The 14,641-nt window shown below is 62.8% G+C and carries 15 protein-coding genes; 4 read left to right on the forward strand and 11 right to left on the reverse strand.

What is annotated here, in order from left to right; translation table 11 throughout:
- Positions 1–33: 33 nt before the first annotated feature.
- The 3 genes from AAC029_RS01085 to AAC029_RS01095 form a co-directional block, all read right to left on the reverse strand.
- Positions 34–426: an MAPEG family protein gene (locus AAC029_RS01085; protein WP_339742992.1), complete on the reverse strand. Its 393-nt coding sequence runs from the start codon at positions 424–426 to the stop codon at positions 34–36.
- A 59-nt stretch (positions 427–485) separates the two neighbouring features.
- The gene (locus AAC029_RS01090; protein WP_339742995.1) at positions 486–1,145 is read right to left on the reverse strand and encodes a DsbA family oxidoreductase; all 660 of its coding nucleotides are present in this window, start codon (positions 1,143–1,145) and stop codon (positions 486–488) included.
- A 180-nt stretch (positions 1,146–1,325) separates the two neighbouring features.
- Positions 1,326–1,544, reverse strand: coding sequence for a hypothetical protein (locus AAC029_RS01095; protein ID WP_339742998.1), 219 nt, complete (start codon positions 1,542–1,544; stop codon positions 1,326–1,328).
- A 131-nt stretch (positions 1,545–1,675) separates the two neighbouring features.
- On the opposite strand from AAC029_RS01095, the gene AAC029_RS01100 reads away from it, so the two are divergent.
- Both AAC029_RS01100 and AAC029_RS01105 read left to right on the forward strand, forming a co-directional pair.
- A complete protein-coding gene (locus tag AAC029_RS01100; protein WP_339743001.1) occupies positions 1,676–3,133 on the forward strand; it encodes an alpha/beta hydrolase in 1,458 nt (485 codons plus the stop codon).
- Between the two features lie 134 nt (positions 3,134–3,267).
- Positions 3,268–3,837 carry a DUF1232 domain-containing protein gene (locus tag AAC029_RS01105; protein ID WP_339743003.1) on the forward strand — a complete coding sequence of 190 codons (570 nt, stop codon included), beginning with the start codon at positions 3,268–3,270 and terminating at the stop codon, positions 3,835–3,837.
- A gap of 3 nt (positions 3,838–3,840) precedes the next feature.
- On the opposite strand, the gene AAC029_RS01110 is transcribed toward AAC029_RS01105, so the two are convergent.
- A complete protein-coding gene (locus tag AAC029_RS01110) occupies positions 3,841–5,034 on the reverse strand; it encodes an LL-diaminopimelate aminotransferase (RefSeq protein ID WP_339743005.1) in 1,194 nt (397 codons plus the stop codon).
- An 878-nt stretch (positions 5,035–5,912) separates the two neighbouring features.
- The gene (locus tag AAC029_RS01115; protein ID WP_339743008.1) at positions 5,913–6,587 is read right to left on the reverse strand and encodes a hypothetical protein; all 675 of its coding nucleotides are present in this window, start codon (positions 6,585–6,587) and stop codon (positions 5,913–5,915) included.
- Positions 6,588–6,773: 186 nt separating this feature from the next.
- Between AAC029_RS01115 and AAC029_RS01120 the strand changes: the two genes are divergently transcribed.
- Positions 6,774–7,520 (forward strand): hypothetical protein, encoded by a 747-nt coding sequence (locus AAC029_RS01120; RefSeq protein ID WP_339743012.1) that lies wholly within the window; start codon positions 6,774–6,776, stop codon positions 7,518–7,520.
- Positions 7,521–7,527: 7 nt separating this feature from the next.
- Here AAC029_RS01120 and AAC029_RS01125 read toward each other — a convergent pair whose 3' ends face one another.
- On the reverse strand, positions 7,528–9,027 hold the full coding sequence (locus AAC029_RS01125; RefSeq protein ID WP_339743014.1) for a UbiD family decarboxylase: 1,500 nt from the start codon (positions 9,025–9,027) through the stop codon (positions 7,528–7,530).
- Between the two features lie 258 nt (positions 9,028–9,285).
- On the opposite strand from AAC029_RS01125, the gene AAC029_RS01130 reads away from it, so the two are divergent.
- Positions 9,286–9,732 carry a BLUF domain-containing protein gene (locus tag AAC029_RS01130; protein ID WP_339743017.1) on the forward strand — a complete coding sequence of 149 codons (447 nt, stop codon included), beginning with the start codon at positions 9,286–9,288 and terminating at the stop codon, positions 9,730–9,732.
- Here AAC029_RS01130 and AAC029_RS01135 read toward each other — a convergent pair.
- The 5 genes from AAC029_RS01135 to AAC029_RS01155 form a co-directional block, all read right to left on the reverse strand.
- Positions 9,729–11,138, reverse strand: coding sequence for a serine hydrolase (locus AAC029_RS01135; RefSeq protein ID WP_339743020.1), 1,410 nt, complete (start codon positions 11,136–11,138; stop codon positions 9,729–9,731). The genes AAC029_RS01130 and AAC029_RS01135 overlap by 4 nt on opposite strands.
- A 27-nt stretch (positions 11,139–11,165) precedes the next feature.
- Positions 11,166–11,936, reverse strand: coding sequence for an enoyl-CoA hydratase (locus tag AAC029_RS01140; RefSeq protein ID WP_339743023.1), 771 nt, complete (start codon positions 11,934–11,936; stop codon positions 11,166–11,168).
- 96 nt (positions 11,937–12,032) lie between these two features.
- Positions 12,033–12,464, reverse strand: coding sequence for a MarR family winged helix-turn-helix transcriptional regulator (locus AAC029_RS01145; RefSeq protein ID WP_339743025.1), 432 nt, complete (start codon positions 12,462–12,464; stop codon positions 12,033–12,035).
- A 42-nt stretch (positions 12,465–12,506) separates the two neighbouring features.
- Positions 12,507–13,157, reverse strand: a complete 651-nt coding sequence (locus AAC029_RS01150) for a 50S ribosomal protein L11 methyltransferase (protein ID WP_339743028.1) — start codon at positions 13,155–13,157, stop codon at positions 12,507–12,509.
- A gap of 65 nt (positions 13,158–13,222) precedes the next feature.
- The gene (locus AAC029_RS01155; RefSeq protein ID WP_339743031.1) at positions 13,223–14,641 is read right to left on the reverse strand and encodes a pitrilysin family protein; all 1,419 of its coding nucleotides are present in this window, start codon (positions 14,639–14,641) and stop codon (positions 13,223–13,225) included.

A 14,641-nucleotide genomic window follows, 5' to 3' on the forward strand; every position in this document is an offset into this window, starting at 1 on the left:
CTATAGCTCCCGAGGGCCGTGGGTCGCAATGGTTCAACTGATCGCCTTGGCGAGCAGAAGCAGTGCGCTGGCCAGCAGGACGAGCCAGGTCAAGGTCGTTCCCGTCACCCGGCCCATGCTGCGACCCGGGTCGGTGAGTAGACCATAGGCGTGCAGACCCCGTCCCAAACTCAGCGCAATGCCGAGCGCGTGAATAACGAGCGTGCCGGTGCCCAGCAGGCCCAACAGGGTGAGGCCAATCAATGCAGGCGGCAGGTTTTCCGTGGTATTGCCATGGGCGCGGCAGGCCTGCTCCAGGCGGGCGTCAGTGCCAACCCCGAGGCTGATTTTCGCGCGCCGCCGGTTGAGGCTGACATTCAGGGCCAGGAAGACCAGCAGCAGAATGTTGAGGCCAGCATAAAGTGCGACGGCTTGCATGGCGGTCATGGTGATGGTCTCCGAAATTGCTGCTGAAACCTAGAAGCTGCCGTGCGTTCGGGGAAGCCCTATTCGGTTTCGGCCGGCTCTTGCGCCGCCTGACGGATGGCATCGGCGAGAATTTTCGGCTCTTGGGCGCCAGAAATCGCAAAACGACCGTTGAAAATATAGGTCGGGACACCGGAGACGCCGAGCTTGCGGAAGAAGGCTTCCTCTTCGCGCAGCGCCTTCTCGTCGAGGTCCGAGCTGAGCAGCTCGGCCGTCAACTCATCATCGAGGCCGGCCGCACCGGCGATCTGGCTCAGCGTGTGGGTATCGCCGATATCGCGGCTGTCGGCGAAAAAGGCCCGGAACAGACCTTCGGCAGCGGCATCAGCCACACCCTGACCCGCTGCCCAGCGCAGGACGCGATGGGCATTGAGCGTGTTGGGCCGGACCGGGATGTCGTCGAAGCGGAATTCAATCCCCGCCGCTGGCGCAGCCTGTTCGAGATGGGCGCGCATTTGGGCCCAGCGTTCGGTGTTTTCACCGGAGAATTTGGCCTTCATATACTCGCCATAGGGCCGACCACCGCGGGGCAGGTCCGGGTCGAGCTGGAAGGGGCGCCAGACGGCTTCGACCGGGATTTCCGGCACCAGCTTGCGGGCGGCATCCCAATTGCGCTTGCCGAGCCAGCACCAGGGGCAGACCAGATCGGCGACGATATCTACGGAAACTTTATCGGTCATGGCCCCCAGATAGGACATCTGCTGATCGATTGCGAGAGGCGGGCCGCGCTGTGTGCATATTTCGATGCGGGCAGATCGATAGGCCGGCCGGTTCGTCATCCCCCGCATGCAGCTACACGCCAATGGAGACTGCATGAGCGGGGGATGACTCCCACCGGCCACCCAGCGACCGAGGCGGGCTCAGACGATAATGTCGAGCGTGGTCCGCATCATGTCGTCAGCGACCTTGACCATTTCTGCGGACGCCTTCTGGGCGGTTTCCGCCCGTTTGACCGCAATCACAGCCTGAATAATGCCTTCGCCTTTGGCCGCGGCATTGACGAGCCGTTCGGACGCCGCCCCAGCTTGGGCTTGGGCGTTCAACATGCCGGAGACGGCGGTATCGAGAGCAATATTCATACGCGCAGGCTAGCAGGCGGGTCGGGATCGGGCGATCTGAATGCGTTTCCAGGGTGAATGCCGGCTTAACCCGCGATTGACCCGGCTCGTCATTGCTCCAGTATGACCGCAGGAAAATATCGGGGACATTCATGACATTCATCCTGCGCCTGATCGCGACGATCCTGGGGCTCGCCGTGCTGGCGATTGGCGGCCTTATCTGGTGGGGCTGGGCGCCGGATATTCCCCATGATGAACTCGTCGCCAAATACGGTCAGCCGCCATCGCAATTCGTGCAGCTGTCCTCGGGCGTCACCGTGCATATGCGCGATGAAGGCTGTGCGGACTGCCCCGCAGTTTTCCTGATCCATGGCTCCAATGCCTCGCTGCAGACTTGGGAGCGTTGGGCCGGATTGCTCGGCGAGCAATGGCGCGTGGTCTCGATCGACATGCCCGGTCACGGGCTGACCGGTGCGACCAATGACGGCGATTATTCGATTGAGCGCGCCGCCGGCATTGTCGAGGAAGTGCGGGCATTTCTGGGGATTGAACAGTTTAATCTCGCCGGCAATTCACGCGGCGGCGCCATCGCGCTGAACTATGCGGTCGCCCATCCCGAGCGCTTGATCAGTCTGGCTTTGATCGACGCCTCCGGTGCGCCCTGGCCGCCAGCTGATCCGGACAAGGAGACGCCCTTCATCTACACGCTGACGGCCAATCCGCAGATCGCGCGGGCGCTCAAGAACTTCCTGCCGCGTCCCCTGGTCGAGCAGGCCTTGCGTGACGCCTTCTCCGATCAGACTGTTGTCACCGAGCCGATGATTGATCGCTATTACGAACTGATCCGGCACCCCGGCAATCGTGATGCAACGCTGGAACGCGCACAAATGGCCTATTCGCTCGACGCGTTCAATCAGGCGGCAAGCCTGACGATGCCGGTCTTGATCATGTGGGGCGAGGACGACCATCTGGTCCCGATTTCGCTGGCGGGGGAGTTTGCCGAGGCCATACCCCAAGCCCAGACGGTGACCTATCCCGGCGTCGGCCACACGCCGATGGAGGAGATTCCCGAACAGAGCGCCACCGATTACCAGCTCTTCCTCGAGGCGGCTGCTGCCCCGACGGCAGCGCCCGCAACGCAGACTGCGGCGTCGGGCCAACACCAGCCGGGCACGGCGCTGTTCGGCTATTACATGCCATTGCAGGATCCACCGGTTCGGGCCGGCGATTGGGTGCTGGAAACCTTCTATCTCGGCTCCGACTGGGAGGTGGACCCCTGGGTGGCTGACCACCAGGCCACCGAATACCCGCCGGCCGCCTTCGATTTCTCCGACCCGACCAGTGAATGGGTCCAGGGCGAGATCGGCGGCGGTTATGCGCGCCGGCTCAGGGTCTGGCCCGGCGATCTTGTTGTCACATCCGACAGTATCGCCTTCGATGCGGTGTCCGACGAATTGGGCGTGGTCAGCTTTCGCGGTCGGTATCGCCGCGAGCTGATCCTCGCTGCCGAGGCTTCCGGAAGCACTGACGAGGCCGTGTTGGAAGGCGTGTTGACGATTGACGGCGTTGTCTACGAGAATCTGCGCTTCGGCTGGTTCGCGGGGGACTGAGTTCAGCCCAATACCGCTTGCGCAATTTTCGTCATGTGGAATCTTGCGTCACATGGGGGGGCCAGTCCGGTCCCTGATTCGGGCCTAGCCGACCGGCCCCTTTTTCCAGGTCGGCTAATGATGAGGTTGAATTGATGTCCGCTCCTACCCAAACCGCGCTCAAGGTCGAGTTCGAGCTGAGCGAAGCCGATCTGGATTTCTTCCGGGCCCGGCTCGCCAAGGCCCGCGATGCGCGCGCCGCCGATGACGAAGCCGTCATCCTCGAGGGCGTGGCAGCGATGAGCCAGCAGGCGATGGCCGCCAATCCGCCGACCTTTGTTCGCGATCGGATCGCGCAGCTCGGCCCGCTGGTCGCGATGCTGCGCGATGCCGACTGGCGTCTGGCCGGTGACGATCGCAAGCGCGTCCTCGATGCGCTTGCCTATTTCGCCGATCCGGACGATCTGATCCCCGATTCGACGCCCGGCATTGGCTATATCGACGATGCGATCATGATCGAGCTGGTCTCCAATGCCTTGGCGCCCGAGCTTGAAGCCTATGATGATTTCGTCGCTCACCGCGATGAACTCGCGGCCGGCGCCAAGGATCTGCCCTCGCTCGACGATGCCCGCGCCGTGATGCAATCGCGCATGCGCCGCCGCCGCTCCCGTTCACGGGCAGGCGGAAGCTGGTCGCACTCGACCAGCGTCACGCACTACTTCTAGAATTTACACAGCGCGAATAGCGGGTTGGCGGGTTTTCAGGAACTCGCCAACCCCGCGTGCCGCTTGGCGGATGCGTTGCTCGTTCTCGACCAGGGCCAGACGCACATAACCCTCGCCATGCTCGCCGAAACCAATCCCCGGCGCGACGGCGACGCCGGCCTCTTCCATCAATTGCTTGGCAAATTCCAGCGAGCCCATCGCCTCGCATCCGTCCGGCAAGGGCGCCCAGGCGAACATCGAAGCCTCGGGCACCGGGATTTTCCAACCGATCCGGCCGAAGCTCTCCACCAACACATCGCGGCGATGCTTGTAGATCGCCCGCATCTCGTCGACGCAGTCCTGCGGCCCGTCGAGCGCGGCACAGGCGGCGACCTGAACCGGCGTATAGGCGCCGTAATCGAGATAGGATTTGACCCGCGCCAGCGCGGCGACGAGGCGCGGTGAGCCGGCCGCGAAGCCGACCCGGAATCCGGCCATCGAATAGGTCTTGGACATCGAGGTAAATTCGATTGTCCGTTCCTTGGCGCCCTCGATCTGCAGCATGGACGGGGTCGGCGTATCGCCGAAATAGACCTCGGCATAGGCCAGATCCGACAGGATGAAGAGATCGTGCTCTCTCGCGAATTCGACCACCTGTTTATAGAAATCCAGTGTGGCGGTCTGTGCGGTGGGGTTGGAGGGATAACACACCACCACGGCAATCGGCTTGGGAACCGTATGCCTCACTGCATGCTTGAGCCCGCGCAGATACTCATCCGGTGAGGCCGCGTTGACATGCCGGATCGTGCCGCCGGCAATCAGAAATCCGAATGTGTGGATCGGATAGGACGGGCTGGGCGCCAGCACGACGTCGCCGGGTGCCGTGATCGCCTGGGCCAGATTGGCGAAGCCCTCTTTGGAGCCCAGCGTGACGATGACCTCGCTATCGGGGTCGAGCTCGACATCAAAGCGCCGCTTGTAATAGCGCGCCTGCGCCTTGCGCAGGCCGGGGATGCCGCGCGAAGCGGAATAGCCATTCGTGTGCGGCTTGTCAGCCGTCTCCTTGAGCTTGGCCAGGACATGCGCCGGGGTCGGCAGATCCGGATTGCCCATGCCGAAATCGATGATGTCAGCGCCTTTTGCCCGCAATTGGGCCTTGAGGCGATTGACTTCTTCGAAAACATAAGGCGGAAGGCGCTTGGTGCGGTGAAATTCCATCGTTTTGTCCGGTATTTGTCGAATATATAACCATAGAAGCGTGCTGTTGCGAGTTTCGCAAGAGCGGCTCGGCAGCGCGGGGCGAAAATGGGGACAGGTATATTTAACGCGCAATCTGTCCGGTGTGCCCGCCAAGCGCCGTGGAGCGGGCGCGTTAAATATACCTGTCCCCATTTCACGTTGCACCAAAATCTCCACGCGGCTTGCCGCTGGAGGGATAAGGGGTCACCTCGCGATGGGAGGTGTGTGGGACGCCGGCGGATTCCGGAGTTGAAGTTGAGTTGAGTGTGACATCCGTGACGTCCCACCAATTCTTCCTGGAAAAGATGGGAGATTTGGTCGGACGCCTTGCGGCCCCCGTCTCGAAATATTCAGGGATGCACGGTCGAGCCCTGATGCCGCTCTTCCCCAATCATGGCCTCACCGGAACTTGGGCTGTCAAACCTCCGCCCGGACGAGCTCCACTCTCCCGATCGCCGCAAATGACTGAGCTCACGCCTCCCGTGCGACCGGAACAGCTGAAGTATGCGCGCAGGTTTGGGGGGTGGGGATAAACTGACCGATAAATCGTCATCCCAGCGCAGGCTGGGACCCAGTTCGTAGAGCGGAGGCGAGCGAAAATTGGCGCTACATCAAATAGATGCCGGTGCGTGAATCTGGGTCCCAGCCTGCGCTGGGATGACGATATTTTGTAGCTTGGATGCTGGATAAGGAGCGAATACGACGCCTCCCCAAGCACACCACTTCCCCCGGAGGAGCGCAGCGAATTCCGGGGCCGGCCATTTGTTGGCAAGCTGGCTGTATTCTCCTCCGGCAGGCCCCGGAACAAGTCCGGGGAAATTAGGTGTGGTGAATCTGGGCGTGCAACCCCGGCCGCTTCAGCACCAGCTGGCTTGATTCGCCGGTGGATTGCGCAGCAATTCATGTACATTCGCCTCGATCAGCCGGTAGCCGACATTGCCGAACAGGCGCTGGCGGCCCTCATTCATCACAAAGGTCGGGCTGCCCTTGATGCCCTGGTCGCTGCAGATCTGGTAGTCGCGCAGCAGCGCCGTCAAGGCTTCGGAGGAGCAGAGTTTCTCCTCGATCCGGCTGCACTCAACGCCGAGCTCGTCGGAAATCGAGCACTGGACCGCAAAGCTGGAAATATCACGGCCATGCTGGAAGAAGGCGCAGCGCAGCGCCCAGGCGGCTTTGGTCGAGGCGCGATCAGCCCAGCCCGGCGCCTGGCCATCCTCCGCCTCGATCAACTCGATCGCCTTGACGAATAGATGCGCACTGGCCGAGGAGCGCGGCTGTGCATCGAGCCAGACGCGCGGATGTAGTTCAACATGGGGAAATGACCCCACCACCTCGCGCAAATGCGCATTGAACCCCTCAAACCCCTTGGCCCCCTCGATCTTGCCCCAGGCATCGGGGAAGACGGAACAGAAATGCGGCTCGAATTCTATTTGTGCACCGAAGTCGGCGACCAGCTGATCCAGCCGCCGCTGCCCGATATAGGCCCAGACGCAGAGCAGGTCGGAATAATAGGCGATCTTGACGGGGGGCATGGGCGCGGTCCTGAGTGTAGGGAGCGGTGACGTCTAGTTTGCCCGAAATGACGCGGGATTGCGATGCGGCAATTGGCACAGGGACGAAGCGGTAATCTCCGGCGTGTTGAGCACAAGCGCCCCCGGTCTTGACCCACGGGCAGGCATGCCCGTTGATGGTGCGCGTCAATGCCAAGTGGAGCGACCATGACCCAGACCGGTGATCCATCGCTGATTTCCGACATACGCTATTTCCTTGGTGGCCAAAACAGCTACCTCAGGGATTTCGAGCTGGATGCATTCGGGCGGCGCCTGGCATTCTGGCTCAACACTGAAGGCATCTCGCTCGGCGCATACCACTCGCTCTACCTTCTGTTCTCCCCCTCGGTGAACGCCGGCGATGTCGTGTATTCCGACATCGCAGCGTTCTGGTGGCACCGCTATGTGAGCGTTGGCGTTCCTCGGCAGTTTCCGAACATACCGGACGCGTTGAGCCTGGGCCGGACCCGGACATGTGAGGCATTGTGTGCGCTCTGCCCGCAAGACAAGGAACGGATCGAGGCCGCCTGCAGATATGTCGAAGCGGTGGGGGATTCCATTCGTTTCACCGTTCTGGAGTCAAAGTTGAAGGACTCCATTCTGCGCGCAGCCGTGACGATCGGTGTGTTTCCGGAACCCTCCCATCTTCATGTTTCGATTGAGGATCGAAGCTCCGGAATTGTGCTGGAAAGCCTCCCGGTACCGATAGGCTTTTATGACAGGGTCTTCGATCTGGCCGGACGTATCCGGCGAGAGGGCGATGAAATTATTCTTGAGGCGCGGACGTCCTTCAGCGGATCAAGCGCCGCCGCAGAATCCGGATGGCCACTGCGCAGTGCCGTCGCCGAGTTCTCACCGCTGCCGACCGGCGCTGTCTGTTCGTCGCGGGTACGCCGGTTTGGGAAGGCGAAGTGAAATTCGGCTAAAGCCCCAACTCCCCCCACATCGCATCCACCTTGGCCTTCGTCGCATCATCCATATCCAGCAGCGCGCCCCATTCACGCTTGGTCTCGTTTCCGATCTTGTTGGTCGCATCGAGCCCGATCTTGCTGCCGAGCCCGGAGACCGGCGAGGCGAAATCCAGATAGTCGATCGGGGTGTTTTCGACGGTGACGATGTCGCGGGCCGGGTCCATGCGTGTGCTCACGGCCCACATCACGTCTTTCCAGTCGCGCGGGTTGATGTCCGCGTCCACGACGATGATCCATTTGGTGTACATGAACTGGCGCAGGAAGGACCAGGCGCCCATCATCACGCGCTTGGCATGGCCGGCATAGGCCTTCTTCATCGAGATGACGGCGATGCGGTAGGAACAGCCCTCGGGCGGCAGCCAGAAATCGAGGATTTCCGGATATTGCTGTTGCAGCAGCGGGATGAAGACCTCGTTGAGGGCTTCGCCGAGCACGGACGGCTCGTCCGGCGGACGGCCGGTATAGGTGGACAGATAGATCGGATCCTTGCGCATGGTGATGGCGCTGATCCTGAAGACCGGGAAATGCTCGACGGAATTATAGTATCCCGTGTGGTCGCCATAGGGGCCTTCGGGCCCATATTCGTCGAGCATGACATGGCCTTCGAGCACGATCTCGGCCTCGGCGGGCACTTTCAGCGGCACGGTCTTGCAATCGACCAGCTCGACCTTCTGGCCACGCAGGATACCGGCGAACTGGTATTCCGACAGCGTGTCGGGGATCGGCGTGACGGCGGCGAGAATGGTGCCGGGATCGGCACCGAGCACGACGGCGCAGGGCAGGGGATCGGGCTTCTTGTCTTTCCAGCGGGCGAAATGCTGGGCCCCGCCGCGATGCTTGAGCCAGCGCATCAAAGTGCGGTCCTTGCCCAGCTTCTGCATGCGGTAAATGCCGAGATTATAGTCATCCTGCTTGTCGGATGAGGGCCCCTTGGTGACGACCAGCGGCCAGGTGATCAGCGGTGCGGGCTCGCCCGGCCAGCAGGTCTGGATCGGCAGACGGTCGAGATCGATCTCATCGCCGGTCAGCACGACATCCTGGCAAGGCGCGGACTTCACGGTTTTTGGCTTCATCGACAGCACGGTTTTGGCCAGGGGCAACATGTCGATGGCGCCCTTGAGGTCGGCGGGCGGTTCGGGCTGGCGCAGGAAGGCGAGCAATTCACCGACCTCGCGCAGCTCTCCGGCCGTCGAGCGCGGCTTGCCGCCGAGCGTCACCGCTTGGGCGACGCGGCGCACCGTGCCGAACAGATTGACCAGAACCGGCATCTCGCTTTTGACGCCGTGCTCATTGACGACATTCTCGAACAATAGCGCCGGGCCGCCGGCGTGCAGCGTGCGCTTGTGGATCTCGGTGATCTCCAGATCGGTCGAGACCTGCGTCGTGATGCGCACGAGATCGCCGTCGCGTTCAAGCTGGTCGATGAAGTCGCGCAGGGATTTATAGGCCATGTCTCAGTCTCGCTTGCACCTTGTGTTGAAACTGCCTCTTCGCTGCACAAATTGCCAGTGCGCGATGCGCCGCATCCGCGCTGGGCCGGGCGAAAAAGCTGATTTGCGGCGGGCCTTTGCCACCGTCGGTCCGGTTAGAATACCAAGCATGTCTCGGTTTTTAGCCTTGTTTGATTGAAATTATCCCGATTGCCGAGACGAAGCCTTCAAGACTTCTCGCTAGTCAGCAGCGAACGGAAATTGGCACGGGTCGCGTTTATGATGTTGCACAGAGCAGTGATGGTCTCGAAGGCCCGGGTCGATCTTGGCGTCGGGGCGCTGAATGGCGATCTGGGCAGTATTCTGGCCTGTTGCATGAAGACGAGCACTGACGGCCATATGACCGGCGCCCTGATCTGGGATCGTGGCTGGTTCCTGGAAGTGCTGGAAGGTCGGCGCGATGCGCTGGAAGACTTCTGGCAATCCATCGCCAATGACCCGCGCCACGCTGACCCGCAACGTCTCGAATTGGTGCCGCTATCAAAGCGGGACTACCAGACCTGGTCCGTCGGCACGCCGCGCCGCGGCCGGGCCAATCACACCTTGCTCCAAAGCCTTCGCAGCCATGTCCCGACCGCCGGTGAGGTGCGGACTCACGTCCGCACCGTCATCGCCACCGGCCTGGTCGCTGAATCGCCGCCGCTGGTGTGTGCCGCCGGGGCTTAGCCGGGCTGATCCCCGGTGAGTTGCGTGGCTGTCGCGTCCGGTTGTGCCGCCAGCGGCGGCCGCAGCGAGGCGACGATCTCACGCGCCAGTCGGCCAGAACGCGAACTGACGCCGACCGTGGCGCCAAAGCGCACAATCACCAGCTCCTGCTCGGGCATGACATAGCCCCACTGGCCCTGGAATCCGCTCATCATAATGGTTTCCCGCGGCAGGCCGGTCGCCTCGGTCGGCAGCCAGAAGCCCATCCCATAGCCGCCGCCCGAATGGGGCGTGGGTTCTGCGACGATGGAATACCAGCCTTCCGGCAGGATGCGGGTGCCGTTTGCGACACCATTATCGAGATAGAGCTGGCCCAACCGGGCCCAGTCCTGGGCCGTGGCATACATGTAGGACGAGCCCTGGAAGGTGCCGTTCTCGCCCGGCTCCATGATCGCGGAATAGATATCCAGCGGTTCAAAAATGCGGGCCCGCAGCGCGGTGATCTGTTCGGGCAGGCTGTCGCCGAGCCGGCGCTGCATCGTGTCGGCGGCGAGGATGGTATTGCCACTCATATATTGCCAGTGCTCGCTGGGCGCATAGAGACGTTCGCGCGTCGCGGCGAAATGCGGCATGTCCCACTGGGTGAACAGCATCTGCGAGTTGGGGTCCATGCCGTTATTGAGCTCGGCGATGGCCAGCCCGCCGGTCATCCGCAACAGGCTCTCAATCGTGATATCCGAGAGCTGCGGGTCGCCGACTGCGGCCAAGGCAGGGATATCGCCCTCGGCCCGGATATCCAGCAGGCCGTCTTCGACCAGGCTGCCGGCCAGCGTTGCGATGACGCTCTTGGTCATTGACCAGCCATGAAATCGGGTCTCGGCGCTGGCGCCGGGCGCATAGTATTCGGCGACGAGATGGCCCTGATGCAGGACAGCGATGCCGAGTGTGTTGTGGCTGTTCTGTGCGCTGTCATCGACGGCGCTGGCGATCGCTGTGTCCAGCGCTTCCGTGTCGAACCAGGTATCGCGGTGGGCGGTGTCGAGCGGCATCGGGATGAAGTCGTGGGCGATGGGCACTGTCAGGTCGGGATCGAAGCCATGCCCGCCCTGCACCAGCGTACAGCCGAGCCCGTCACGCCAGACCGCGCGCTGGGTCCAGAACAGGCCGAGCAGTGAGGCGCTGACCTCATGGCTCTCCTCGTCCATCGAATAGCTCAACACGCTGCCGGCATCGCCGAGCAGGGGATCGAGGTAGAGGGATTTGGCCTGATCCGGGTCGAGACCGGAGACCCAGGTCAAAGAGCACATCTGTTTGGCGACGATGCCGGTCGCGGAGGGCAGATAGATCTGGCCGATGGGGGACAGGTTGAGCGCCACCACGGCCGCTGTCAGAACAGCGCCGCTGGCGCCGAGTACGATACGCAACATAAGCCCTGCTCCCTTGAGACGATCAAATCAGCCGAATTTGGAGAAGTCCGGTTTGCGGCGTTCCATGAAGGCGGTTGCCGCTTCGGTGAATTCTTCCGAGCGCAGCAATTCGCCGAACAGGTCGTTCTCCATATTCATGCGCTCACCGAGGGCTTCGGGGGCGCGCCGCATCAACGCCTTGGCGGCGCGCAGCGAGCCGGGCGCCTTGGCGGCGAGCTTGGCGGCGGTGGCGCGGGCCAGGGCCTCGACATCGTCGGCGACATCATTGATCAGCCCGTGGCGCGCCGCCTTGTCGGCATTCCAGACCGAGCCGAGCAGCAGTAGATCGGCGGCGATGACATGGCCAAATATGCGCGGCATCACCTGGCTGGAGCCGTATTCCGGCGCCAAAGCGAGATCGACAAAGGGGGTCTTGAATGTGGCGCGCGGCGAGGCATAGGCCAGATCGCAATGCATCAGCATGGTGACGCCAATGCCGATGGCGAGCCCGTCGACGGCCGCGACGACCGGCTTGGTGACGTTGAGCAGGGCCTGCATGAAATGCCCGACCGGCGGCAGCTCGCTGCCGCCGAGCGCTGGCGGGGTCTGCATGAAATCGACCATGTCATTGCCGGCCGTGAAGATACCGCCGGCGCCAGCGATGATGAAAACCTTGATCGCCGGATCCGCATCGCCGGTCTCCAGCGCTGTGGCGGCAGCGGTGTACATGGCCCGCGTCAGGGCGTTTTTCTTCTCGGGGCGGTTGAAGCGTATCGTGCGGATGCCATCGGCATCCTCGATCAGAACCAGATCGCTCATCGCAGTCTCCCATTTGATTTTGCCGCACACTAGAGCATGACGCCGCCGCTTGGCTAACGCTTTTACGCTTACCTATACGTCAAGCAGGGCTGGCGATCAGGCTTCTGTGGCGAGGCGGGTGAGGACGCGGTGGAGCATGTTGCTGTCGTCTTCGCCGAGCCGGGATTCCAGCGCGGTATTGAGGCCGCGCAGGCTGGTATCGGCCGCATCGCCGAGGGCGCGACCTTTCTCGGTCAGCGAGACCACTGCCGAGCGTCCATCGGTTTTCGAGGCGTTTTTTTTCACCAGTCCGAGGGTTTGCATGCGGCTGACCAGACCTGTCACCGCTGGCGGGTTGAGCGACAGCATGTCGCCGATCTCGCCCATACGCCGCTCGCCGCGTCGGGCGAGCAGGAACAGCACGGCCGCCTGGGCGGAAGTGACGCCAGCCTCGGCTTTCAGGCGTGCATCGGCATCCCGGTTGAGGCGCCGGGCCGCAATTTCGAGCAGAAGGAATAATCGCCGGTCAACAGCGCGGATACGAGCCATGGGGCTGAAACTGGTGTGATTCTGGCTGGCAGGGGAGTGGGGCTAGCGGAATTTCCAGACCTTGGCGTAACGCACTTCGCGGTCTTCCAGATCCCGGGTGACCGGAACGGTGTATTCGGCCAGCTTTTCCAGCCGGTCCTGGGGCAGGAAGGAACGCCCCGGATCGCCGATCAACACGGTGGCACCGCGACGCGCGAGATCTTGTAGCCAGCCGCCGATCAGGCGTGCCGGTGCGTCCTCGTAGAAGACATCGCCGGCGAGCACGACATCCCAGCCCTCATCGCTGCCAACCAGATCGCCGAGCCGGGTTTTCAGCGCAACGGCATTGGCGGCCGCATTGGCCTCGATGGCCGCGATGGCAAAAGCATCCAGTTCGCAGGCCAGCACCGAGGCGGCCCCGGCCTGCATCGCAGCAATGCCCGAGACGGCGCCACCGGCGGCAAAGTCGAGCACGCGGCGGCCGGCGATGATCTGCGGATGGTCGAGGCAATAGCGTGCCAGCGCCTGCCCACCAGCCCAGGCGAAGGCCCAGAAGGGCGGTGGCAGGCCCATCGCACCCAGGGCCTCCTCGGTCTGCTCCCAGATCGCGACCGTCTCGACGGCCAGATGCAATTGCACTTCAGGCACCAGGGGCGGTGCCATCAGGACGGTGTGCGCGCGCACGAAGGCGATCGGGTCGAGGCTTGCAGTCATGGACGGCGTATAACGCAAAATGGCCGGGCGCGAAGGCCCGGCCACCATGCCATTTGCGGCGTCTGTCAGTTGTCCGATGCGGTGATGATATGAGCATTCTGAAATTCGGGCAGGGCCCTGACTTCGTCGCCGATCAGGGAAAGATCGCCAACCAGCACCAGCACCATCTCGTCCAGCGGCAGATATTGGCGCGCCATCAGCGAAATTTCGTCATCGCTGACGGCGAGAATGCGCGGCACGTAAGTGTCGAGATAATCGGCCGGCAGGTTCCAGAGGTCACGATTGGCGAGCTGGCCGATCAGCCCGCCCGTCGAGGCGTTTTGCAGGATGAAGACCCCCGCCAGCCAGTTGCGGATATTGTTGGCTTCTGCTTGCGGCGGGGTTTCGTCCTGCAGCCTGCGGATTTCCATGAAGGTCTCGCGCAGGGCCGGTGCCGTCTCGGAGGCGGTCACGTCGGCATTGAAGCTCCAAAACCCGCCGCCTATGACCCAGGTCGTTCCCGAGCCAGGCGAGTAGGTATAGCCTTTGTCTTCGCGCAAATTGCGGGTCAGGCGCGAGGTGAAGGATCCGCCGAGCATCGCATTCATCACCGTCATCGCCGGCGCGTCGGGATCATCGATCGCCATCACCGGGAAGCCGAGACGAAGCGTCGTCTGCGGTGCGCCGGGCCGGTCGATCAATTGCACGATCGGGCCGTGCCGGGGCGCCGTGCCGCCTGCCAGGTCCGGCTCGCCGCGGGCCCAGTCACCGAAAGCGGCGCGGATCGCGGCTTCCATTTCCACGTCGTCGAAGCGGCCGGCGACATAGATGCGGGTCCGTCCGGCACCAAAATTGGCGGCGTAGAAGGCGCTCACATCGTCGAGTGTATAGCTGCGCAATTGCTCTTCGGTCGGCAGTGAGCGGCCATAGGGGTGGCCATCACCGAACAGGATGCGGCGAAAGGCTTCCGTGGCAATGGAACCCGGTTCGGCGCGCTGGATATCGACATTGCGGACCAGATTTTGGCGCACGCGGTCAAATTCGGCCGGGTCAAAATTGGGTTGTCGCACGACGGAGGCGAGCAGGGCCGTCGCATCGGCTGCGTATTGCGACAACACATTGGTGCTGACGCCAGACGAATTCCAGCCAATCCCGACATTGACCGAACCACCCATCGCGGCGATCGCGGTGGCAAGGTCTTCCTTGGAACGGCCGGCGGCGCCCTCTTCCATCATCGCTCCGGTCAGATCAGCCAGCCAGGTCCGGTCGCCATCATCGATATTGCCGGCCCGGATCTGGACCGAAATGCGCGTCGTCGGGGCCAGCCCATAGGGGATGAATGTAACGGCGAGGCCGTTATCGAGCGTGAAGCTGCGGGTTTGCGGCAGGTGGAAAGGCTTGGGTGCGCCGACGGGCGGTTGCTCGCTGCCCTGGGCCAGTGCGGTCGCAGGCAGGAGGGCCAGGCTGGCGGCGGCGAGCGCCGCGCGGAAAAGTGTGTTGATCAT

Origin of the sequence: uncultured Maricaulis sp. (genome assembly GCF_963975345.1) — a bacterium.
Classification (GTDB): domain Bacteria; phylum Pseudomonadota; class Alphaproteobacteria; order Caulobacterales; family Maricaulaceae; genus Maricaulis.